The sequence below is a fragment of the Streptomyces sp. NPDC053493 genome, from assembly GCF_044544825.1.
In the GTDB taxonomy this organism is placed as follows: domain Bacteria; phylum Actinomycetota; class Actinomycetes; order Streptomycetales; family Streptomycetaceae; genus Streptomyces.
This window is the reverse complement of sequence record NZ_JBITXS010000002.1, coordinates 766328-787235: the sequence shown is the minus strand read 5'-3', so window position 1 is coordinate 787235 and position 20908 is coordinate 766328. Positions and strand designations below refer to the sequence as shown.

The 20908-nt window shown below is 73.5% G+C and carries 21 protein-coding genes; 12 read left to right on the top strand and 9 right to left on the bottom strand.

The features are described 5' to 3' along the window. Window positions 1-7 precede the first annotated feature (7 nt). The 4 genes from hydA (at window position 8) to ACIGO8_RS09285 (ending at window position 4625) form a co-directional block, all read left to right on the top strand. A complete protein-coding gene (gene hydA / locus ACIGO8_RS09300) occupies window positions 8-1411 on the top strand; it encodes a dihydropyrimidinase (protein WP_399726300.1) in 1404 nt (467 codons plus the stop codon). Between the two features lie 12 nt (window positions 1412-1423). Continuing rightward, window positions 1424-2425: a TIGR03842 family LLM class F420-dependent oxidoreductase gene (locus ACIGO8_RS09295; RefSeq protein WP_399726299.1), complete on the top strand. Its 1002-nt coding sequence runs from the start codon at window positions 1424-1426 to the stop codon at window positions 2423-2425. Window positions 2426-2492: 67 nt separating this feature from the next. Further along, entirely contained in the window at window positions 2493-4007 is a 1515-nt protein-coding gene (locus ACIGO8_RS09290; protein WP_399726297.1) for an NCS1 family nucleobase:cation symporter-1, read from the top strand. Window positions 4008-4187: 180 nt separating this feature from the next. Continuing rightward, window positions 4188-4625, top strand: a complete 438-nt coding sequence (locus tag ACIGO8_RS09285) for a hypothetical protein (RefSeq protein WP_399726294.1) — start codon at window positions 4188-4190, stop codon at window positions 4623-4625. A gap of 15 nt (window positions 4626-4640) precedes the next feature. Here ACIGO8_RS09285 and ACIGO8_RS09280 read toward each other — a convergent pair whose 3' ends face one another. From ACIGO8_RS09280 to ACIGO8_RS09255, 6 genes are all read right to left on the bottom strand, one after another. After that, a complete protein-coding gene (locus ACIGO8_RS09280) occupies window positions 4641-4856 on the bottom strand; it encodes a ferredoxin (RefSeq protein WP_399726291.1) in 216 nt (71 codons plus the stop codon). Between the two features lie 4 nt (window positions 4857-4860). Further along, window positions 4861-6075 (bottom strand): cytochrome P450, encoded by a 1215-nt coding sequence (locus ACIGO8_RS09275; protein ID WP_399726288.1) that lies wholly within the window; start codon window positions 6073-6075, stop codon window positions 4861-4863. A gap of 71 nt (window positions 6076-6146) precedes the next feature. After that, complete coding sequence (locus tag ACIGO8_RS09270) at window positions 6147-6932, bottom strand: ABC transporter permease (RefSeq protein WP_399726285.1); 786 nt, start codon at window positions 6930-6932, stop codon at window positions 6147-6149. Next, window positions 6929-7900 carry an ATP-binding cassette domain-containing protein gene (locus tag ACIGO8_RS09265; RefSeq protein WP_399726283.1) on the bottom strand — a complete coding sequence of 324 codons (972 nt, stop codon included), beginning with the start codon at window positions 7898-7900 and terminating at the stop codon, window positions 6929-6931. Before ACIGO8_RS09265 ends, ACIGO8_RS09270 begins: the two co-directional genes overlap by 4 nt. Window positions 7901-8010: 110 nt before the next feature. Further along, window positions 8011-8847, bottom strand: a complete 837-nt coding sequence (locus ACIGO8_RS09260) for a DUF4097 family beta strand repeat-containing protein (protein ID WP_399726279.1) — start codon at window positions 8845-8847, stop codon at window positions 8011-8013. 63 nt (window positions 8848-8910) lie between these two features. Beyond that, window positions 8911-9447 carry a hypothetical protein gene (locus tag ACIGO8_RS09255; RefSeq protein WP_399726277.1) on the bottom strand — a complete coding sequence of 179 codons (537 nt, stop codon included), beginning with the start codon at window positions 9445-9447 and terminating at the stop codon, window positions 8911-8913. A gap of 412 nt (window positions 9448-9859) precedes the next feature. Here ACIGO8_RS09255 and ACIGO8_RS09250 point away from each other — a divergent pair, with 412 nt between their 5' ends. Further along, window positions 9860-10459 carry a class I SAM-dependent methyltransferase gene (locus ACIGO8_RS09250; protein ID WP_399726274.1) on the top strand — a complete coding sequence of 200 codons (600 nt, stop codon included), beginning with the start codon at window positions 9860-9862 and terminating at the stop codon, window positions 10457-10459. A 10-nt stretch (window positions 10460-10469) separates the two neighbouring features. Here ACIGO8_RS09250 and ACIGO8_RS09245 read toward each other — a convergent pair whose 3' ends face one another. Together ACIGO8_RS09245 and ACIGO8_RS09240 are read right to left on the bottom strand one after the other, a co-directional pair. Next, entirely contained in the window at window positions 10470-11357 is an 888-nt protein-coding gene (locus ACIGO8_RS09245; RefSeq protein ID WP_399726271.1) for a hypothetical protein, read from the bottom strand. Window positions 11358-11398: 41 nt separating this feature from the next. Further along, window positions 11399-12454, bottom strand: coding sequence for a biotin/lipoate A/B protein ligase family protein (locus ACIGO8_RS09240; protein ID WP_399726268.1), 1056 nt, complete (start codon window positions 12452-12454; stop codon window positions 11399-11401). A 141-nt stretch (window positions 12455-12595) separates the two neighbouring features. Between ACIGO8_RS09240 and ACIGO8_RS09235 the strand changes: the two genes are divergently transcribed. From ACIGO8_RS09235 to ACIGO8_RS09215, 5 genes are all read left to right on the top strand, one after another. After that, window positions 12596-13453: an inositol monophosphatase family protein gene (locus tag ACIGO8_RS09235; RefSeq protein WP_399726265.1), complete on the top strand. Its 858-nt coding sequence runs from the start codon at window positions 12596-12598 to the stop codon at window positions 13451-13453. Window positions 13454-13664: 211 nt separating this feature from the next. Beyond that, window positions 13665-15089 (top strand): phytoene desaturase family protein, encoded by a 1425-nt coding sequence (locus ACIGO8_RS09230; protein ID WP_399726263.1) that lies wholly within the window; start codon window positions 13665-13667, stop codon window positions 15087-15089. 190 nt (window positions 15090-15279) lie between these two features. Next, window positions 15280-16686 (top strand): alpha/beta fold hydrolase, encoded by a 1407-nt coding sequence (locus ACIGO8_RS09225; RefSeq protein ID WP_399726260.1) that lies wholly within the window; start codon window positions 15280-15282, stop codon window positions 16684-16686. Beyond that, entirely contained in the window at window positions 16676-17188 is a 513-nt protein-coding gene (locus tag ACIGO8_RS09220; RefSeq protein ID WP_399726257.1) for an RNA polymerase sigma factor, read from the top strand. Before ACIGO8_RS09225 ends, ACIGO8_RS09220 begins: the two co-directional genes overlap by 11 nt. Continuing rightward, complete coding sequence (locus ACIGO8_RS09215; protein WP_399726253.1) at window positions 17185-17769, top strand: SRPBCC family protein; 585 nt, start codon at window positions 17185-17187, stop codon at window positions 17767-17769. Before ACIGO8_RS09220 ends, ACIGO8_RS09215 begins: the two co-directional genes overlap by 4 nt. On the opposite strand, the gene ACIGO8_RS09210 is transcribed toward ACIGO8_RS09215, so the two are convergent. Continuing rightward, the gene (locus ACIGO8_RS09210) at window positions 17759-18598 is read right to left on the bottom strand and encodes an undecaprenyl-diphosphate phosphatase (protein WP_399726250.1); all 840 of its coding nucleotides are present in this window, start codon (window positions 18596-18598) and stop codon (window positions 17759-17761) included. The two genes, ACIGO8_RS09215 and ACIGO8_RS09210, sit on opposite strands and share 11 nt — an antisense overlap. A 124-nt stretch (window positions 18599-18722) precedes the next feature. On the opposite strand from ACIGO8_RS09210, the gene ACIGO8_RS09205 reads away from it, so the two are divergent. Further along, window positions 18723-19304, top strand: coding sequence for an O-acetyl-ADP-ribose deacetylase (locus ACIGO8_RS09205; RefSeq protein WP_399726247.1), 582 nt, complete (start codon window positions 18723-18725; stop codon window positions 19302-19304). 49 nt (window positions 19305-19353) lie between these two features. Then, window positions 19354-20907 carry an AlkA N-terminal domain-containing protein gene (locus ACIGO8_RS09200; RefSeq protein WP_399726244.1) on the top strand — a complete coding sequence of 518 codons (1554 nt, stop codon included), beginning with the start codon at window positions 19354-19356 and terminating at the stop codon, window positions 20905-20907. Window position 20908 lies beyond the last annotated feature (1 nt).

Genomic DNA, 20908 nt, shown 5'->3' with positions numbered 1-20908 from the left:
GAAGTCCGTGAGCACCCGCACCCTCATCCGCGGCGGCCTGGTCGTCACCGCCGCCGACGAACTCCACGCCGACGTCCTGATCGAGGACGGGCGGATCGTCGCCCTCGCCGCCCACGGCTCCGACATCGCCGCCGGCTGGACCGCCGAGCGCGTCCTCGACGCCACCGACCGCTACGTCATCCCGGGCGGCGTCGACGCGCACACCCACATGGAGCTGCCCTTCGGCGGCACCTTCGCCTCCGACACCTTCGAGACTGGCACCCGTGCCGCCGCCTGGGGTGGCACCACCACCATCGTCGACTTCGCCGTCCAGACCGTCGGCCACTCGCTCCGTGAAGGCCTCGACACCTGGTACGCCAAGGCCGACGGCAAGTGCGCCGTCGACTACGGCTTCCACATGATCCTCTCCGACGTGGACGAGCACTCGCTGAAGGAGATGGACAAGCTCGTCCAGGAGGGCATCACCTCCTTCAAGCTGTTCATGGCCTATCCCGGCGTCTTCTACAGCGACGACGGCCGGATCCTGCGCGCCATGCAGCGCGGCGCGGCCAACGGCGGCCTGATCATGATGCACGCGGAGAACGGCATCGCGATCGACGTCCTGGTCGAACAGGCCCTCGCCCGCGGCGAGACCGATCCCCGCTACCACGGCGAGGTCCGCAAGGCCCTCCTCGAGGCGGAGGCCACCCACCGGGCCATCCAGCTCGCCCGGGTCGCCGGCTCCCCGCTCTACGTCGTCCACGTGTCCGCCGAGGAGGCCGTCGCCGAGATCACCGCCGCCCGCGACAAGGGCCTGCCCGTCTTCGGCGAGACCTGCCCGCAGTACCTCTTCCTGTCGACCGACAACCTGGCGGAGCCGGACTTCGAGGGCGCCAAGTACGTCTGCTCGACACCGCTGCGGCCCAAGGAGCACCAGGCGGCGCTCTGGCGCGGCCTGCGCGGAGACGACCTCCAGGTCGTCTCCACCGACCACTGCCCCTTCTGCTTCGTGGGCCAGAAGGACCTCGGCCGCGGCGACTTCTCCAAGATCCCCAACGGCCTGCCGGGCGTCGAGAACCGCATGGACCTGCTGCACCAGGCCGTCGTCGACGGGCACATCACGCGCCGCCGCTGGATCGAGATCGCCTGCGCGAGCCCGGCGAGGATGTTCGGCCTCTACCCGCAGAAGGGCACGATCGCGCCCGGCGCCGACGCCGACGTCGTGATCTACGACCCGCACGCCACCCAGACCCTGTCCGCGGCCACCCACCACATGAACGTCGACTACTCCGCGTACGAAGGAAGGACCGTGACCGGCCAGGTCGAGACCGTCCTCTCCCGCGGCGAACCCGTCATCGAGCAGCGGAAGTTCACCGGGCGCGCCGGCCACGGCAGCTTCGTCCCCCGCTCCACCTGCCAGTACCTGAACTAGGAGGCCGCCCCCTTGGACTTCGGACTCGTCCTGCAGACCGACCCACCCGCCTCGCAGGTCGTCGGCCTGATGCGCCGGGCGGAGCGCAACGGCTTCCGCTACGGCTGGACCTTCGACTCCGCCGTGCTGTGGCAGGAACCCTTCGTCATCTACAGCCAGATCCTCGAACACACCACGAAGCTGCACGTCGGTCCCATGGTGACGAACCCGGGGACGCGGACCTGGGAGGTCACCGCCTCCACCTTCGCCACCCTCAACGACATGTACGGCAACCGCACCGTCTGCGGCATCGGCCGGGGCGACTCCGCCATGCGCGTCGCCGGCCGCAAGCCCAACACACTCGCCCGGCTCGGCGAGGCCATCGACGTCATCCGCGACCTCGCCGAGGGCCGCGAGGCGGTCGTTGACGGCAACCCGATCCGCATCCCGTGGGTGAAGGAGGGCAGGCTGCCGGTGTGGATGGCGGCGTACGGCCCGAAGGCGCTCGCCCTCGCCGGGCAGAAGGCCGACGGCTTCATCCTCCAGCTCGCCGATCCCTTCCTCACCGAGTGGATGGTCAAGGCCGTCCGCCAGGCCGCCGCCGACGCCGGCCGCGACCCGGCCTCCGTCACCGTCTGCGTCGCCGCCCCGGCCTACGTCGGCGACGACCTCGCCCACGCCCGCGAGCAGTGCCGCTGGTTCGGCGGCATGGTCGGCAACCACGTCGCCGACCTGGTCGCCCGCTACGGCGAGCACTCCGCCATGGTCCCCGACGAGCTCACCGCCTACATCAAGGACCGGCACGGCTACGACTACAGCCACCACGGCCGGGCCGGAAACCCGTCCACCGACTTCGTCCCCGACGAGATCGTCGACCGCTTCTGCCTCCTGGGCCCCGCCGAGGCCCATGTCGGCAAACTGCGCCGGCTGCGGGAGTTGGGCGTCGACCAGTTCGCGGTGTACGCGATGCACGACGCCCGCGAGGCCACGATCGACGCCTACGGCTCCGACGTCATCCCCGCGCTCCGGGCCTGAGCCCCGCCGGCCCTCCCCACGCCGCCCGCACGGCCTCGTTCCGTCCCCGAACGAAGGACCCGCCGCCATGACCGAGACCGCCTCCTCCGACAGACCCGGCATATCCACGCCCGGCCGTGTCGAGCTCACGCCCGGCACGGCCCCCGCCGACCTCCGCTTCGCCAACGACGACCTGCTGCCCGTCCCCGTCGCCGAACGCCGCTGGACCACGTACAACTTCGCCGCCCTGTGGGTCGGCATGGCCCACAACATCCCCTCCTGGCTGCTCGCCTCCGGCCTCGTCGCCCTCGGCATGGACTGGCTGCAGGCCGTCGTCACCATCGCCCTCGCCAACGTCATCGTGCTGCTGCCGATGCTGCTGACCGGGCACGCCGGACCGAAGTACGGCATTCCCTTCCCGGTCCTGGCCCGCGCCTCCTTCGGCCTGCGCGGCGCCAACCTGCCCGCGCTGATCCGCGCCGCGGTGGCCTGCGCCTGGTTCGGCATCCAGACCTGGATCGGCGGCCAGGGGATCTTCGTGCTGCTCGGCAAGATCTTCGGCGGCTGGGCCGAGGCCGGCCGGATCGGCGGCCAGCCCTGGACGCTCTGGCTCTGCTTCCTGCTCTTCTGGGCGCTCGAACTCGCCCTCATCTACCGGGGCATGGACGCGCTGCGCCGCTTCGAGAACTGGGCCGCGCCCTTCGTCATCGTCGGCGCGCTGGTGCTCCTGGTCTGGATCGCGACCGAGGCCGGCGGGCTCGGGCCGCTCCTCGACCAGCCGTCGAAGCTGGGCTGGGGCGCCGACTTCTGGCGGGTCTTCTTCCCCGCCCTCATGGGCATGATCGCCTTCTGGGCGACGCTGTCGCTGAACATCCCCGACTTCACCCGCTTCGGCGCCGGCCAGCGCGCCCAGGTGTGGGGCCAGTCCCTCGGCCTGCCCACCACCATGACGCTCTTCGCGCTGCTCTCGGTGCTCGTCACCTCCGGATCGCAGGCCGTCTACGGGGCGCCCGTCTGGGACCCGGTGGCCCTGGCCGCGAAGACCGACAACGTCTTCGGGCTGCTCTTCGCCCTCGTCACCGTCCTCGTCGCCACCCTCTCGGTGAACATCGCCGCCAACGTCGTCTCCCCGGCGTACGACCTCGCCAACCTCGCCCCGAAGCGGGTCAACTTCCGCACCGGCGCCCTGATCACCGGCGTCGTCGGCGTGCTCATCATGCCGTGGAAGCTGACCGCCACTCCCGAGCTCTACATCTTCACCTGGCTCGGCCTGGTCGGCGGACTCCTCGGCACCGTCGCCGGCATCCTCATCGCCGACTACTGGCTCGTCCGCCGCACCGTCCTCGACCTCGGCGGCCTGTACCGCTCCGACGGGCCCTACTGGTACCGCGGCGGATGGAACCCGGCGGCCGTCCTCGCCTTCGTGGCCGGCGGGATCCTCGCCGTCGGCGGATCCCACTCGGCCCCGGGAACCGGCCCGTTCCCCGAGGACGGACTGATCCCCTTCCTCGAACCGCTCGCCGACTACGGCTGGGCGGTCGGCCTCGCCGCCTCCCTGCTGCTGTACACCGCGCTGATGAAGCGCGGCGGCCGACGCGGTTAGGACACGGCCTGGTCGGTCCGTCTCCACCTCAGGGTGGAGACGGACCGCCCCGCGCCTGAGGCGGAGGTTTACCCCTCCGGTCCACCGCTCGTGGGACGCCCCGGGCGGGCGGCCGGCCGTACGGTCGGACTCGACGGTCCGACAGTCGTGGGCCGTCGAGACGAAGGGGGAATCTCGACCATGAAGCTCTCACCCGCCCTCGGCGCCGCCGCCCTGGCGCTCACGGGAACCATGGCCCTGGCGGCTCCGGCCCAGGCCGACGTGCACGCCCAGGCGGTCGGCCGCAGTGACGTCTGCACCCACGGCGTCTGCGGCAGCGGAACCTTCACCTGGGGCGCCTACTCGCTCTCGCGCGGCTCGCTGTCCGTCAAGGACACCGGCTGCGACGCGCAGCGGGTCGCGATCCGGCTCGCGGTCAAGCACACCGACGGCACCTGGGAGTACGGTGCGCGGCGCTGGAACGACAGCGGCTGCCACGGGGGCTACCGCGCCTGGTACAACCTCTCCTGGAACGACAGCAAGAAGATCGCCGGCTTCCGGGTGATCGGCTACAAGTTCAGCTCCTTCACCCTGCGGGCCTCCTACACGGGCAACTACGTGGACAACCCGCGCACCTGACCCGCTGTCCGGCCGTCAGGTGCCGTCGTCGTCGGCGGCGGCGGTGACCGTGACGGCCGAGGCCGGGCAGAGGCCGGCGGCCAGGGCCGCCGCCGTGCGGTGTTCCCGGGGCGGGCGAGGGTCGAGGAGGACGACCAGACCCTCGTCCTCGTCCTGGTCGAAGACCGCGGGGGCGGTCAGGGCACACATGCCGGCGCCGAGGCAGCGCTCGCGGTCGACGCGGACGTCCACGGGATCAGACCTCGTCCCACGTCACGGGCAGCCGGTGCACGCCGTAGACGCTCATGTCTGTCCGCAGCGGCACGTCCTCGGCCGGCACGGCCAGGCGCAGGGTGGGAAACCGCCTCAGCAGCGCCGGCAGGGCCACGGTCAGCTCGACGCGGGCGAGCTGCTGGCCGAGGCACTGGTGGATTCCGTGGCCGAAGCCGAGGTGGCCCGTGGCCTTGCGGTTCAGGTCGAGGACGTCGGGGTCGGGGAAGCGGTCCGGGTCGCGGTTGGCGGCCTCCAGGGAGAGGGTCACGCTCTCGCCCGCCCGGATCAGCTCTCCGTCGAGCTCGACGTCCTCCAGCGCGGACTTCACGCTGGTGTGGGCGATCGTCAGATAGCGCATCAGCTCCTCGACGGCCTGCGGCGCGAGGTCCGGGTCGGTGCGCAGGGCCTCGGCCTGGGCCGGGTCGCCGAGCAGCGCGAAGGTGCCGTGGGCGATCATGTTGGCGGTGGTGTCGAGACCGGCCGCGAGCAGGAAGCCGCCGACGCCGACCAGCTCCTCGTCCGTGAGGTCGGAGTCGCGGGCCAGGTCGCCGAGCAGGTCGTCGGAGGGCTCGGCGCGCTTGGCGGCGACCAGCTCGGCCATGTACTCCTGCAGTCCGGTGACGGCGGCGTACCGCTCCTCGGGCGTCACGTCCGTGGTCATGAGGGTGTGGGCGTGCCGCTGGAAGCGCTCGCGATCCGTGTACGGGACCCCGAGCAGCTCGCAGATCATCAGCGCGGGCACGGGGCGGGCGTACACCTCCACCAGGTCGACACCGGGGCCCCGGCGCTCCATCGCGTCCAGGTGCTCCGCGGTGATCTCCTCGACGCGGTCGGACAGCTGCCGCATCCGGCGGACGGTGAACTTGCCCATGAGGAGCCGCCGGAAGCGGGTGTGCTCGGGGGCGTCCATGCCGGTCATGTCGCCGACCGGGGCGGGCGGCAGCGGGCCCTCGGGGCCGCCGGGCAGGGGATAGTGCATTAGCTCGTAACGCGAGCTGAAGCGGGGATCGCCCATGATCGAGCGGACGGTGGCGTAGCCGGTGGCCAGCCAGCCGACGTGCCCGTCGGGGTACGTCATCCGGGCCAGGGGCCGCCGCTCGCGCACGGCCTTCAGGCCGGCGGGCGGGTCGAAGGGGCAGCCGGCGGCGCGCTGCGTGGGAAAGGTGACGGGCTCGGTGTGCTCCGCGTCGTGGCGCATGGAGTTCCTCCGTAAGACGGGGTGAAGCGGACGGTCGTGCGGGAGAGTTCGCGTGTCGGTGGGCATGCGGGCTATCGCTTGGCCGTACGGCCGAAGGCGGCGCGCGCCCAGAGGTAACCGACGAGGGTGAGACCGACGCACCAGGTGAGCGCGACATAGCCGCTGTTGCCGATCGCGGTGCCCATGAGCAGCCCGCGCAGCGTCTCGATGGCGGGAGTGAAGGGCTGGTACTCGGCGAACCAGCGCAGCCCGGTCGGCATCGAGTCGGTCGGCACGACGGCGCTGCCGAGGAAGGGCAGGAAGGTCAGCGGCAGAGGCGCGTTGCTCGCCGACTCGGGCGTCCTCGCCACCAGTCCCATGCCGGCGGACAGCCAGGTCAGGGCCAGCGTGAGCAGGGTGAGGAGGCCGATCGCGGCGAGCCACTCGACGGCGGAGGCGTCGGGACGGAAGCCGATGGCGAGCGCGACGCCGATGACCAGGGCGATGGCGGCCAGGGTCTGGAGGACACTGCCGAGGACGTGTCCGGTCAGGAAGGCGGCGCGGGAGATCGACATCGTGCGGAAGCGGTTGACGATGCCCTCGGTCATGTCGACGCAGACGCTGACCGCGGTGGCCACCGCGCCGGCGGTCGCGGTCATGAGGATGATGCCGGGTGCGACGTAGTCGATGTACTGCCCGTCGCCCGCGCCGGCGATGCCGGCGCCGAGCGCGCCTCCGAAGGCGTAGGTGAAGAGCAGCAGCATCATCACCGGCATGACGACGACGGAGACGGTCATCGACGGATAGCGCAGCGCGTGCTTGAGGTTGCGCCGCAGCATGGTCGTCGAGTCGCTGACGGCGTGGGCGAGGGTGCTCATCGGGTCATCTCCGTGGTGGTGTCCGGGGTGCCGCGACCGGTGAGGGTCAGGAACACGTCGTCGAGGTCGGGGGTGTGCACGGTCAGCGACTCGGCGCGCAGCGCCGCGGCGTCCAGGACGTCGAGCACGGCCCGCAGGGTGGGGATGCCGCCGTCGCTGGGGACGCGGAGCTCGAGCTCTTCGGGATCGCGGGCGGCGGCGCCGAAGTGGCGTGCCGCGGCGTCGAGTTCGGCGATTCCGGAGAAGCGCAGCAGGATGTGGCCGCCGGGGATGAGGCGCTTGAGCTCCTCGGCGGTGCCCTCGGCGACGAGCCTGCCCCGGTCGAGGACGGCGATGCGGTCGGCGAGCTGGTCCGCCTCCTCCAGATACTGCGTGGTGAGGAAGACGGTCACGCCCTCGTCGGTGACGAGCCGGCGGATGATCTCCCACATGGTGCGGCGGCTGCGCGGGTCCAGACCGGTCGTGGGCTCGTCGAGGAAGATGATCCGCGGCTCGCCGACGGGTGTCATCGCGAGGTCGAGCTTGCGGCGCATGCCGCCGGAGAGGGTGCTGACGGGCTTGCGGGCGGCCTCGGTGAGTTCGAACCGCTCCAGGAGCCCGGCCGTCCGGCGCCGGCCCTCGGGCCGGGGCAGGTGCCGCAGGTCCGCCATCAGCATCAGGTTCTCCTCGGCGGTGAGGAGCTGGTCGACGGCGGCGAACTGGCCGGTGACGCCGATGGCGGCGCGCACGCCCTCGGGGCGCTCGTCGAGGTCGTGGCCGGCGATCCGGGCCTGCCCGCCGTCGGGCGCGACGAGCGTCGAGAGGATCTCGACGGTGGTGGTCTTCCCGGCGCCGTTGGGGCCGAGCAGGGCGAAGACCGTTCCCTCGGTGATGCTCAGGTCGATGCCGTCGAGGACGAGCTTATCGCCGTAGGACTTGCGCAGTCCGACGGCGGAGATCGCCGTGGTGGTGGTGGCCGTCATGGTCATACGGTCCGCTCCTTGAGTCATGTGACATTTCATGGGTGACATGGCATGCCGGTCTCGCGCGGTCGCCGTCACGAGGACGGCGACGCGCGCCGGGCGGGGCCGGGCCGGTCTCAGGCGCGGCGGATGACGATGTCGCCGACGCTGGTGCGGGCGTGGATCTCGACGGTGTCGTCGGAGGTGTCGGGGGCTTCGGCGGCGTCGAGCGCGTTGCGTACGGTCCCGATCCTGGTGTTGACGTCGAGCCAGGCCGCGGTGGACGCGCGGATGCCGACCTCGATGTCGTGGGCGGAGGCCTGCAGGCGGACCACACCGCGGGCCACGTCGTTGACGCGGATGGGGCCGTTGGAGGACTTGACCTCCACCGAGGCGTGCGCCGTGTCGACGGTGACGCCGCCGTTCGCGGAGGTGACCTCCAGGGCGTCGGTGACCTCACGGATCACGGTCTCGCCGTTGCTGTTCTTGACCGTCGCGGTGCCGGTGATCTCGCCGATGTCGATCCGGCCGGCGGCGCTGATCTCGACGGGGCCGGTGGCCCGGTCGAGGCGGACGGCGCCGTGACCGGTCCGCAGGTTCGCCGGCCCGGTCTCGCCGAGCGAGATGTCGCCGAGCGAGGTCTTCACACGGCATTCGCCGAGCGTCCCCTCACCGATGTAGTCGCCCATGGGAGAGGTGCTGTGGAGGCGCGATCCCTCGGGCAGTTCCACGGTGATGTCGATGGATCCGTGCCGGCCGAACGGAGAACGCTTCTTGGCGCCCTTCACGGTCAGCGTGCCGTTGGCATAGGTGATCTTGGTCTGCTGGACGGCCTTGACGTCGGCCTCCTCGGCGCCGTTGCTCGGCAGGACCTCGACGACCGTGTCGGTGCGCTTGCCCGCGGTGATCCGGACGTTGCCGACCTCGAAGTCGAGGGAGGCGATGATGGGCTCGGGTGTGTCGAAAGAAGGCATGGTGGTCCCGTCCTCGCGGCTCTGGCTGGTGGGTGACTGGTGGGGGAGGAGCGGCGCCGCCGGCTAGCGGACCCAGCCCTGGTAGCTCTGGCCGTGGCGCGGCGGCCGGGGCTGCGACGGAGGCGGGCCGGCCGGCTCCAGGGCGAGGGCGACCGCGCGGACGAGCCAGGCGTTCACCGACAGGCCCTCCCGGCCGGCCGCCTCCTCGACCCGGGCCTTGAGCGGCGCGGGCAGCCGGAAGTTGATGCGGGCGGTGGCACCTTCCTCGCCGTCGGTGGCGAGTGACGCCATCGATGGCGCCGGTGGTGCCATCGGAGTCGCAGGAGCGGGCGCGCTCTCGTAGCCGGCGTCGGGCGCCGGTGGCGCCGTCACCACGAACTCGGGGTCGAGTCCGCGCAGCCGCACGTCCACCGAGCCGGGCGCCAGCTCGCGGGTGATCTCGTCCGAGGCGGCCGAGAGCGCGTTCAGGAGAGTCAGCCGCACGGCCGATTCCAGCGGTGTCGTCAGTCTCTCCGCCAGGGCACGCGCCTCGTCGCCGCCGGCGCCGGCGGCGACCGCGAGCTCCCGGCGGAGGTGGTCGACGTAAGGGGTCAGGTCCATGCGAACCATAGTGGCACCACTTTGGCGCCACCGCAACCTCCTTTGGCGCCACATGGCGTCAGGTGGCGCCGCTTGGTGTCATGGTGGCGCCAGGTGTGAGCGAGCCGACTGGTGCCACCGCCGTACGCGCAGACGCGTCGCCCCGCGGCGCCGGCCCCGCACCGCAGCCGTCTCCCGCCGCCTCCGGCCCTTCCTTTTCGAACTCCTCTCGGGCGCCGGCACCCCTGACCGAGCCCGCCGCGCGGAGCTTTACCGGGCCTGCGCCATGGCATAGCCTCGTCGGCACAGATCACCCGGAGTCGCGTGGATCCGCACCGCCCACAGGCGGCGTTCCGACGTGTGTCCCGATCCGTAACTCACCCTCCACGGTGTCGTTTTCCGTTCACACCAAGCAACAGAAGGCGGTCGTCGAATGCCCGGCACGGAGTCCTCCGACTACACCCAGCGGCTCGCCCGGCTGGAGACCTCGGGGATCAAGCGGCTGCTGCCCACCCAGGCCCCGTACCGGTGGAACCTGAAGCGGCTCGGCCTCGGGCGCGTCCTCGACGTCGGCTGCGGCATCGGCCGCAATCTGCTGAACTGCGGCCCCGACAGCGTCGGCGTCGACCACAACGCCACCTCCGTCGCCACCTGCCGCGAGCGCGGCCTCAACGCGTACACGCCCGACGAGCTCGCCGAGGCCCCCGACTGCGGCCCCGGCTCCTTCGACAGCATGCTGTGCGCCCACGTTCTGGAGCACATGGACGAGGCGCTCGGGAACACGATCCTCGAGCAGTACCTGCCGCTGGTGAAACCCGGCGGCTCGGTCGTGCTGATCTGTCCGCAGGAGGCCGGCTACAAGACCGACGCGACGCACGTGCGGTTCGTCGACTTCGACGGCATGCGCGCCCACGCCGAGAAGGTCGGCCTCACCGTCGAGCGCACCTACTCGTTCCCCTTCGCGCGCTCGGTCGGCAAGGCCTTCCCGTACAACGAGTTCGTCCTCGTCGCCCGCACGCCCGCCGCCGCCTGACCTTCTCCGCTCAGGGCAGGGGCTCCGGGCCCCAGCCGGGCACATGTGCCGCCGCGGCCCGCTCCCAGGCGGCCACGCCTCCGGCCAGCGGCCAGGCTCGGGTGATCTCCGTGGCCCGCTCGACCGCCCGCAGGGCGCCCGCGAGCTCCCGGCCCGCGGCGGCGGCCTTCACCCCGGCGAAGGGACCGTCCCCGAGCGCGGCCATGTGCTGTTCGTACTCCTTGACCGGCCGCTCGACACACGCCGCCACATAGGCGGCGTCGACCGCCCGCGAGAGCAGCAGCACGGCCGGCCGCCCGCCCTCCGCGAGTGCCGCCACCAGCCGGTCGTGCCCGTCGAGAACGACGGGAGAGGCCAGCCCGCTGACCCACCACAGCAGAACGGGCGGCAGCACACCCTCGCGGTACTGGCGCCGGTACGCCTTCACCCGCGGCGCCTCTGTCACGGACAGCGCCCGCAGCGGCAGCAGATCGCGGGCGTCCTCGGCCGGGTCGCCGTGACCGAACCAGGTGAGATGGCCTCGGTCGGTGTCATACGGCAGCAGCTTGGCCCAGTTGTCGTCCACGAACCAGCCCGGAGTCATCGGGCCCAGGTTCCACTCGCCCTCGTGCAGCGGCCCGTCCGCGGCCCCACGCAGCTCCGCCTCCGCGTACGCGGCCCAGCGCTCCGACCAGGCCTCCGAGCCGGGCGGCGCGAAGTCGGCGAAGGCGCGGGCCGTGGCGGCACGCAACGCGGGGAGCGGGGACGCGTAGGCGCCGGTCCGCGCGTAATGCACGCCGTGACGACTCGCCCGCTGGCGCGCGAACAGCACGGGCCGCCCGTCCTGCAGCAGGACGAGACGTCCGCCGTCGGCGCACTCCATCCGCAGCCCGGGCCGCACCGGTCGTTCGATCCGCATGCCGGGAGCCTACGAGGTCCCCCGCCGGCAGCCGGCCCCGGCTAGGGCACGCGCGCCGTCCACTCCGGCGACGCGAACTTCCTCTCCGCCAGTTCCTTCGCCCGCGCCAGCTCCTCTTCGGTGACCCGGCCCTCCGTCAGGCCGTACCGGCCGCGGAAGGAGGCGATCATGCGGTCGATGACCGCCTCGCGCGGCAGACCGGTCTGCCGGCGCAGCGGGTCCACCCGCTTCTTCGCGCTCCTGGTGCCCTTGTCGGAGAGCTTCTCGCGCCCGATCCGCAGCACCTGCGTCATCTTGTCGGCGTCGATGTCGTACGCCATCGTCACGTGGTGCAGCACCGCTCCCTCGCCCGCGACCACGCGCTTCTGGGCGGCGCCCGCGATCTTCCCGGCGTCGGTGGCGATGTCGTTCAGCGGCTGGTACCAGGCCTTGACGCCCATGTCGGCGAGGGCGCCGAGGACCCAGTCGTCGAGATACGCGTAGCTGTCGGTGAAGGACAGGCCCTGGACCAGGGCGTCGGGGACCGACAGCGAGTACGTGATGGTGTTGCCGGGCTCGATGAACATGGCCCCGCCACCGCTGATCCGGCGCACCACCTCGATGCCGTGCCGCCCGGCCGCCTCCGGATCCACCTCGTTGCGCAGCGACTGGAAGCTGCCGATCACCACGGCGGGCGAGGCCCACTCCCACACCCGCAGCGTCGGCGGCCGCCGGCCGGCCGCGACCTCGGCCGTCAGGACCTCGTCGAGCGCCATGTGCAGCGCCGGCGACCGCGGCGGCTCGTGGACCAGCTGCCAGTCGTAGTCCGTCCAGTCGGTGGCGTGCGCGAGCGCCCGGCGCACCGCCACCCCGACGCCCTCCGTCGTCAGGCCGAACATCTCCGTGCCCGGCGGCAGCGCCTGGTCGATACGGGCCGCGAGGCCCGCGGCGTCCGTGTCGGCGGGAGCGCCTTCCAGGGCCCGGTCGATCGCCCCGATCGCCTCGTCCGGCTCCAGGAAGAAGTCACCGGCGACCCGCACCCGGCGCAGCACGCCGTCCTCCACGTCGAGGTCGACCACGACCAGCTTGCCGCCCGGGACCTTGTACTCGCCGTGCACGGAACCCTCCCTGGAGGTCGCACCGTATCCATCGGGTGAAACTCGATCAAAGCGTACTCGCGGCCGCCCGGCCGCCCGCCGGTTGTCCACAGGTCGCCGTGAGGACCCCGGGATGTCAGACGCGTGTGGTGGGATGGACGCATGACGGAACGACGCACGACCGGAGAAGACGACTTCCTCGCCCATGTCCTCGCGGGCGGCACCACCGAGGTGGAGGAGGCCGTCCGCAAGGCCGCCGCCGCCGAGATCCTGCCGCGCTTCCGGCAGCTCGGCGCGGACGACATCGTCGAGAAGAACGGGCCGCACGACCTGGTCACCGTCGCCGACCGGGCCGCCGAGGCCCACCTCACCGCATCCCTCACGGCCCTGCTGCCCGGCTCCGTCGTGGTCGGCGAGGAGGCCGTGCACGCCGACCCCGCGGTGTACGAGGCCCTCAAGGGCGACGCGCCGGTGTGGATCGTCGACCCGGTGGACGGCACACGCCAGTTCGTCCGCGGCGAGGCCGGCTTCTGCACCCTCGTGGCCCTCGCCCGCCGCGGCGAGGTCCTCGCCTCCTGGACCTTCGCTCCGGTCCTGGAGGAGATGGCGGTCGCCGTCCGCGGCCGCGGCGCCACCCTGAACGGGCAGCCGATACGGTCGGGCGCGCCCGCCGCCGGAGCGGTCCTGGAGGTCGCCACCTCCCACCCCGACTACACCACCCCGGACCAGAAGCGCGCCCTGCTCGCCCTGCGCACCGAGGGCGTCGGCCCGCGGCCCTGCGGCTCCGCCGGCCTGGAATACCTGGCCGTCGCCCGGGGCGAGCTCGACGCCGTCGCCTTCTCCTGGGAGTACGCCTGGGACCACGCCGCGGGACTGCTCCTCGTCGCCGAGGCCGGCGGCGCCGACCTGACCCTCACCGGCGAGCCCTTCCGCGTCACCGGCGGCAACGCGCTGCCGTTCACCGCCGCCCGCGACGCGGCCACCGCCGAACGCGTCCGCGCCCTGCTCGCCGCCCGATGACACCGCGCCCGGGCCAGGCGACGCCCGTGCGTGGCTCGACGACACCGCACCCGGCCCCGACACCGCCCGTGCGTGGCCGGCGCGTGCCCGGGCGGCGCGGCCCGGCAGGCCGGGGCCGGGGCCGGGGCCGGGTAAGTCCCGTACAGGCGCGGGAATATGCTGGGTTCCCGGCCGCCTGCCGGCCGCCGGCTGGCTGACGAAGGAGTCCGAGGTGCCGTCGATGCTCGATGCCGTCGTCGTGGGAGCGGGGCCCAACGGACTGACCGCCGCCGTGGAGCTCGCGCGGCGCGGTTTCTCCGTCGCCGTGTTCGAGGCGAAGTCCACGGTCGGCGGCGGTGCCCGCACCGAGGAACTCACCCTGCCCGGCTTCCGCCACGACCCCTGCTCCGCCGTGCACCCGCTCGGCGTCGGCTCCCCGGTCTTCAACACGATGCCGCTGAAGCGCTACGGCCTGGAGTGGCTCCACCCCGAGCTGCCCATGGCCCACCCCTGGGACGACGGCACCGCGGCCGTCCTCGCCCGCTCGGTCGCCGAGACCGCCGCCTCCTTCGGGCCGCGGGACGCCGGCACCTACCGGCGGCTCGTCACTCCCTTCCTGCCGCACTGGGACACGCTGGTCCGGGACTTCATGCAGCTGCCGCTCACCGCGCTGCCCCGCGACCCGGTCACCCTCGCCCGCTTCGGCCTCACCGGACTCCCGCCGGCCGCCTGGATGCTGAGACGCTTCCGCGACGAGAAGGCCCAGGCCCTGCTCGCCGGACTCGTCGGCCATGTCATCGCACCGCTCGACGGCTTCGCGACCGGCGCCGTCGGGCTGGTCTTCGCGCTCGCCGCGCACACCGCCGGCTGGCCCATGCCCCGCGGCGGCTCCCAGTCGATCTCCGACGCCCTCGCCGCGTACCTGAAGGACCTCGGCGGCGCCGTCCACACCGACTACGAGGTCAAGCGCCTCGACGACCTGCCGCCGGCCCGCGCCTACGTCTTCGACACCTCGCCCACCGCCCTCGCGCGGATCGCCGGTCTGGGCGCCGCCTACGACCGCTACCGCTACGGCGCCAGCGCGTTCAAGATCGACTACGCCCTGAGCGGCCCCGTGCCGTGGACCGCGGAGGCCGCGCGCCGGGCGGGCACCGTCCAGGTCGGCCCGACCCGGGGCGAGATCGACACCGCCCTGCGCCAGGCGTCCTCCGGCACCGCGCCCGACACCCCGTTCCTCATCACCGCCCAGCCCAGCCTCGTCGACCCCGGCCGAGCGCCCGACGGCAAGCACGTCTTCTGGGCCTACGGCCACGTCCCCAACGGCTGGCGCGGCGACCTCACCGACGCGATCGAGCGGCAGATCGAGCGCTTCGCGCCCGGCTTCCGCGACCTGATCCTCGCCCGCGCCACCGCCGGCCCGCCCGAACTCGCCGAGCGCAACGCCAACTACGTCGGCGGCGACATCGCCTGCGGCGCCGCTCGCGGCCTCCAGCTCCTGCTGCGCCCCAAACTCTCGCTGTTCCCCTACTCCACCCCGCATCCCGCGGTCTTCCTCTGCTCCTCCGCCACCCCGCCCGGCCCCGGCGTCCACGGCATGTCCGGCCACAACGCGGCCAAGGCCGTCTGGCGCCGCCTGCGCGCCCCGGGCGCGCGCTGACAGCGCCTGCACCGAGCCCGCCCCGCCCCGGCCCCTCCGCCGCCGGGCCCGTACGCGGACGCACCGCGCCCGCACCGGACCCGTACCGGCTACCCGCCCGCGCACTGTGACGCGGCTCACGGGGAACGTTCGTGCCCTCCGCCTCCTCCTTGGGGTGTCGGTTCATCCGCGACCCACGGAGGGGGCACTCATGAAGGGCATCACCAGGCGGCGGGCGGCGAGAGCGGTCGCCGGACTGCTGGCCGCCGACGGCCTGCTGCACCTGTACTGGACGACCGGGGCGACCTGGCCCGCGCCGGACGCGCGCGCGCTGTCCCTCGCGGTCCTCGGCGGCGTCGTGCCGTTCACGCCTCGCGTGCTGCTGCCGCTGGCGGCCCTGCTGTTCACCGCTGCGGCGGCCGTCCTCGCGTACGGGAACGGGCGCGGCGGCCGCCGGCTGCGCCCGCTGCTCGGCGCCGTCACGCTCGCGGTCGCGGCCGGGCTCCTCGTCCGCGGCACGGCCGGCCTCGCCTGGGCGGCGGGCGCCGGCGACGGCGCGGGCGAGACCTTCGACCGGCTCAACCTGTTCCTCTACACGCCGCTCTGCCTCGCCTTCGGCCTGGCCGCCGCCCGGGCCGCGGGCGCCTGGGGCGAGAAGACACGCGGCGGCCCGGCCAAGGCGGTGTGGCTCCGGCGCACCGCGCTCGCCCTGCCGCTCGCCCTCACCGGAGCCCTGCTGTACGGCGCGTACGGATACCGGCCCGCCGAACAGCCCGCCGACCGCCCACCGCGCTCCGCCACGGCCGCCGGCTCCCGCTTCGTCGACACCCCGCTCGCCCGCTTCCACTACGTCAGGCGCGGCACCGGCTCGCCGGTCGTGCTGCTCTCGCCCGGCGCCTCCTGGACCTTCGCCTGGCAGCGGCAGCTGGACGCCCTCTCCCGCGACCACACCGTCTACGCCGTCGACCTGCCGGGCCAGGGCTACACCCGGCTGCGCGCGAGGGACTTCACCTGGGACCTGAACGGGATGACCGAGGCCGTCGACAGCTTCCTCGACGCCGTACGGCTGCCACGCACCGCCCTCGCCGGCAACTCCTGGAGCGGCGGCTGGGCCCTCGCCTACGCCCAGCGGCACCCCGAACGGATCGACGGCCTCGTCCTCCTCGCACCGTCCGGCCTCGACGAGCGCGACCCGGCGGCCTGGGAGGCGCTCAAACTCCCCGCCGTCGGCGAGCTGCTGACCAATCTCGGCTCCGGCCGCTCCGCCGCCGCGTCCTCGCTGCGCGGACTGCTCGTCCACCAGGAGCTCGCCACCGACGAGACCGTCGACGCCCTGTGGACACCCGGCACCTTCGACGACAACCGCCGCTCCGTCTACCGCCTCGAACGCGGCCTCGACTGGCGCGAGACCGAGGCCGCGCTGCCCCGCACCCGCACTCCCGTCCTCCTCGTGTGGGGCCGCCAGGACACCGTGCTCCCGGTGGCACAGGCGCGCCGCTTCGGCGCCCTGCTGCCCGACGTCCAGGTCCACGAACTCGACGGCTGCGGCCACGCGTTGACCCTGGACTGCGCCGACACCGTCAACGGCCTCATGGAAGAGTTCCTCCGTGCTCGATGACCACGGCCGGGCCCGGGGCGTCGCCCTCGCCCGCGCCGCCCGCCGCGGCGACACCCTCGCCCTGCACGACCTCCTCGACCACCTCCTGCCCTACGTCGGCCGCATCTGCGGCCCGATCGCGCTCGACGACGGGCCGGACGCCACGCAGGAGGCGCTGGTCGCGGTGTTCCGCTCGCTGCGCACCCTGCGCGAACCGGAGACGCTCTACGGCTGGGTGCGCACGATCGCCGTACGCGAGGCGGTCCGGGTCGCCCGCTCCTCCGCCCGTGCCCGCCCAGCCGAACTGACCGAACTCCCGGCACCCGGCGACCCGCAGCTCGCCGCCGACATCCACGACGTCCTGGCCCGGCTTTCCCCGCGGCACCGCGCGATCCTCGTGCTGCGGGACGTCGAAGGGCTCGACGAGCAGACCGCGGCGCGGCTGCTCGGCGTCTCCACCGGCACCGCCAAGTCCCGGCTGCACCGCGCCCGGGTGAGCTTCCGAAAGGCGTGGTCCGCATGATCCCCGACGACCCGACGACTTCCTCCGGCCCGACGACTCCCTCCGGCCCGGCGGCCGCGTCCCACCCGGCGCATCCGTCGGGCCCGGGCTCCGACCTCCACTCCGGTTCCGGTTCCGACTCCCGCCACGGTCTCGACGACGTGCGCCGGCTGCGCGCCATGGCCGCCGGGGTCCGTGGCGCCCGGCTCGTCGAGGGCGTCGTCCCGGCGCCGCTCGCCGACGTGTGGGCCGTGATGGGCGACCTGGAGGGCGAGTTCGGCCGCTTCCAGCCCGACATGCGCCGGGTGCGCGTGCTGCGGACGGACGGCGACCGCGTGGAGGCGCTCGCCGTCAGCCGCTACGGCCTGCGCGCCCACTTCCACGGCGTGCTCAGGCCCGGCTGGTGCTGGCTCCAGAGCCGCTTCCTGATCATCGGGATGGCCGCCGTGCCCGCGCCCGACGGCACCCTGGTCGCCCTCACCGGCGGCGTCCGCCTCCCGGGCCGGGCGGCCCTCGTCCCCTTCGGCGCCCGTGGCGAACTCCACCGCGCCCTGCGCCGCCTCGACGACCGGGTCCGCGAGCGCGGCCCCGTCAGGCGTTGAGCACGCCCGTGCCCAGCAGGGCGAACAGCAGCAGACCGACGGCCACGCGGTAGACGACGAAGGCGTTGAACGAGTGCGCGGCGACGAACCGCAGCAGCCAGGCGATGGACGCGTAGGCCACCACGAAGGACACGGCCGTGCCGACCACCAGCGGTGCGGCGCCCACGCCGGCGCCGACGGCGTCCTTGAGCTCGTACAGTCCGGCGCCGGTGAGGGCGGGGATGCCGAGGAAGAAGGAGAGCCGGGTGGCGGCGACCCGGTCCAGGTCCAGCATCAGAGCGGTGGACATGGTCGCGCCGGAACGGGAGAAGCCCGGGAAGAGCAGCGCCAGGATCTGCGAGCCGCCCACCAGCATCGCGTCCTTGAAGCCGGTGTCGTCCTCGCCGCGCTTGTGGCGGCCCATCCGGTCGGCCGCCCACATGACACCGCTGCCCGCGATCAGCGATCCCGCCACCACCCACAGCGAGGCGAGCGGGCCCTCGATCAGGGACTTCGCGGCCAGGCCGACGGCCACCACCGGCAGCGTGGCCAGCACGACCCACCAGGCGAACTGGTAGTCGTGGTGGTAGCGCTCCTCCTTGTCGGTCAGACCGCGCACCCAGGCGGTGGTGATGCGGGCGATGTCCCGGCGGAAGTAGACGAGCACGGCGGCGATCGCGCCGACCTGGATGACGGCGGTGAAGCCGACCACGGACGCGTCCGCGACCGGGATGCCCATGATCCCTTCGGTGATCTTCAGATGGCCGGTGGAGGAGACCGGCAGGAACTCCGTGACACCCTCGACGACTCCGAGGACCACGGCCTGACCGAGGCTGATGGCACCACTCATGAGGGACCGTTCTACGCGACCCCGCGGGGCTCCCGGGCGAACGACACACCCGAAGGCCGTCGCCACGCCGCTCCCGGCGCGAAAAAGCCGTGCGGGCCGCGGGCCGCGGCGTGAGGATGGAGGGATGAGCACCTCCCGGCCCCGGATCGTCCTCGTCCGCGGCGACATCACCGACCAGGACGCCGACGTCGTCGTCAACGCCGCCAACTCCTCGCTCCTCGGCGGCGGCGGGGTCGACGGCGCCATCCACCGCCGGGGCGGCCCCGCGATCCTCGACGCCTGCCGCACGCTGCGCGCCGGGCACTACGGCCGCGGACTGCCCACGGGCCAGGCCGTCGCCACCACCGCCGGGAACCTCGCCGCCCGCTGGGTCGTCCACACCGTCGGCCCGGTGCACAGCCGCGAGGAGGACCGCACGGCGCTCCTCGCCTCCTGCTACCGCGAGTCGCTGCGCGTCGCCGCGGAACTGGGCGCGTCGACGGTCGCCTTCCCCGCGATCTCCACCGGTGTCTACGGCTGGCCCATGGACGACGGCGCCCGCGTCGCGATCCGTACGGTGCGGCAGGAGGCCGCTCCGCCCGTCCGCGAGGTCCGGTTCGTGCTCTTCGACCAGGCCGCGTACGACACCTTCGCGAAGGCGCTCGCCGACGCCGGACCCGAGGGCCCCGGCGGCCCCGACGGCGCCACGGGTCCCGCCGGACGTTGATGTCGTTTTCTCGCCAGCCCGGTCGTCGCCGATCGCCGATCCTTGAAGCATGCACACCGACACCGAGCGCTGCGTACGGGCCGTCCAGTCGAAGGACGCCCGCTTCGACGGCGTGTTCTTCACCGCCGTGCGCACCACTCGGATCTACTGCCGGCCCAGCTGCCCCGCCCGGCCGCCCAAGCCCGAGAACATGGAGTTCCATCCCACCGCCGCCTCCTGTCAGCGGGCCGGTTTCCGGGCCTGCAAGCGCTGTCGGCCCGACACCAGCCCCGGCTCGTCCGAGTGGAACGCCCGCGCCGACTCCGTCGCCCGCGCCGTACGGCTCATCCAGGACGGCGTCGTCGACCGGGAGGGCGTCCCGGGCCTCGCCGCCCGGCTCGGCTACAGCGCCCGGCAGATCGAGCGCCAGCTGTACGCCGAGCTGGGCGCCGGCCCGCTCGCCCTCGCCCGCGCCCAGCGCGCGCAGACGGCCCGGGTGCTGATCGAGACGACGCCGCTGCCCATGGCCCAGGTCGCGTTCGCGGCCGGTTTCGCCTCGATCCGCACCTTCAACGACACCGTCCGCGAGGTGTTCGCCCTCACGCCCGGCGAGCTGCGCACCCGTGCCCAGGGCTCCCGCGCGCACGGCTCCCGCGTCGCCCAGGCCTCGCGCCCGCAGGGCTCCCGCACACCGGACGCCCGCGCCGACGGCTCCCGTGAGGCCCTGTCGGCCACTCCCGGGGCGATCACCCTTCGACTGCCGTTCCGCGCCCCGCTGAACCCCTCCAACCTCTTCGGGCACCTCGTCGCGACCGCCGTCCCCGGCGTCGAGGAATGGCGCGACGGCGCCTATCGGCGGACCCTCGCCCTGCCCCACGGACACGGCATCGTCGCCCTCGCCCCGCGCCCCGACCACGTCCAGGCCCGGCTGTCCCTCACCGACCCGCGCGACCTCACCCACGCCATCAGCCGCTGCCGCCGGCTGCTCGACCTCGACGCCGATCCCGTCGCCGTCGACGACCAGCTGCGCACCGACCCGCTGCTGGCGCCGCTCGTCGACGCCGCACCCGGGCGGCGGGTGCCGCGCACCGTCGACGCCGCCGAGTTCGCCGTACGGGCGGTGCTCGGCCAGCAGGTGTCGACGGCCGCCGCCCGCACCCACGCGGCCCGCCTGGTCACCGCCCACGGCGAGCCCGTCGAGGATCCCGAGGGCGGCCTCACCCATCTCTTCCCGACGCCCGCGGCGCTCGCCGGCCTCGACCCGAGCACCCTCGCCCTCCCGCAGAGCCGGCGCACCACCCTGCTCACCCTCGTCACCGCGCTCGCCGACGGCACGCTCGCGCTCGGCCCCGAGAGCGACTGGGCCGAGGCCCGGGCCCGGCTGCTCGCGCTGCCCGGCTTCGGCCCCTGGACCACCGAGGTCATCGCCATGCGGGCGCTCGGCGACCCCGACGCCTTCCTGCCCGGCGACCTCGGCGTCCGGCGCGCGGCCCAGGGCCTCGGACTGCCCGCCACCCCCGCCGCGCTGACGGCCCGCGCCGCGCGCTGGCGGCCCTGGCGCGCCTACGCCGTGCAGTACCTGTGGGCCACCGACTCCCATCCGATCAACCACCTCCCCGCCTAAG

What these genes read in the sequence shown, in the direction of transcription:
- ACIGO8_RS09235 (WP_399726265.1), top strand. Translation starts at nt 12,596, where the DNA reads ATGACGGAACGACGCACGACCGGAGAAGACGACTTCCTCGCCCATGTC.
- ACIGO8_RS09275 (WP_399726288.1), bottom strand. Translation starts at nt 6,075, where the DNA reads ATGCGCCACGACGCGGAGCACACCGAGCCCGTCACCTTTCCCACGCAG.
- ACIGO8_RS09255 (WP_399726277.1), bottom strand. Translation starts at nt 9,447, where the DNA reads ATGGACCTGACCCCTTACGTCGACCACCTCCGCCGGGAGCTCGCGGTC.
- ACIGO8_RS09250 (WP_399726274.1), top strand. Translation starts at nt 9,860, where the DNA reads ATGCCCGGCACGGAGTCCTCCGACTACACCCAGCGGCTCGCCCGGCTG.
- ACIGO8_RS09270 (WP_399726285.1), bottom strand. Translation starts at nt 6,932, where the DNA reads ATGAGCACCCTCGCCCACGCCGTCAGCGACTCGACGACCATGCTGCGG.
- ACIGO8_RS09210 (WP_399726250.1), bottom strand. Translation starts at nt 18,598, where the DNA reads ATGAGTGGTGCCATCAGCCTCGGTCAGGCCGTGGTCCTCGGAGTCGTC.
- ACIGO8_RS09215 (WP_399726253.1), top strand. Translation starts at nt 17,185, where the DNA reads ATGATCCCCGACGACCCGACGACTTCCTCCGGCCCGACGACTCCCTCC.
- ACIGO8_RS09225 (WP_399726260.1), top strand. Translation starts at nt 15,280, where the DNA reads ATGAAGGGCATCACCAGGCGGCGGGCGGCGAGAGCGGTCGCCGGACTG.
- ACIGO8_RS09245 (WP_399726271.1), bottom strand. Translation starts at nt 11,357, where the DNA reads ATGCGGATCGAACGACCGGTGCGGCCCGGGCTGCGGATGGAGTGCGCC.
- ACIGO8_RS09290 (WP_399726297.1), top strand. Translation starts at nt 2,493, where the DNA reads ATGACCGAGACCGCCTCCTCCGACAGACCCGGCATATCCACGCCCGGC.
- ACIGO8_RS09200 (WP_399726244.1), top strand. Translation starts at nt 19,354, where the DNA reads ATGCACACCGACACCGAGCGCTGCGTACGGGCCGTCCAGTCGAAGGAC.
- ACIGO8_RS09205 (WP_399726247.1), top strand. Translation starts at nt 18,723, where the DNA reads ATGAGCACCTCCCGGCCCCGGATCGTCCTCGTCCGCGGCGACATCACC.
- ACIGO8_RS09265 (WP_399726283.1), bottom strand. Translation starts at nt 7,900, where the DNA reads ATGACCATGACGGCCACCACCACCACGGCGATCTCCGCCGTCGGACTG.
- ACIGO8_RS09260 (WP_399726279.1), bottom strand. Translation starts at nt 8,847, where the DNA reads ATGCCTTCTTTCGACACACCCGAGCCCATCATCGCCTCCCTCGACTTC.
- ACIGO8_RS09285 (WP_399726294.1), top strand. Translation starts at nt 4,188, where the DNA reads ATGAAGCTCTCACCCGCCCTCGGCGCCGCCGCCCTGGCGCTCACGGGA.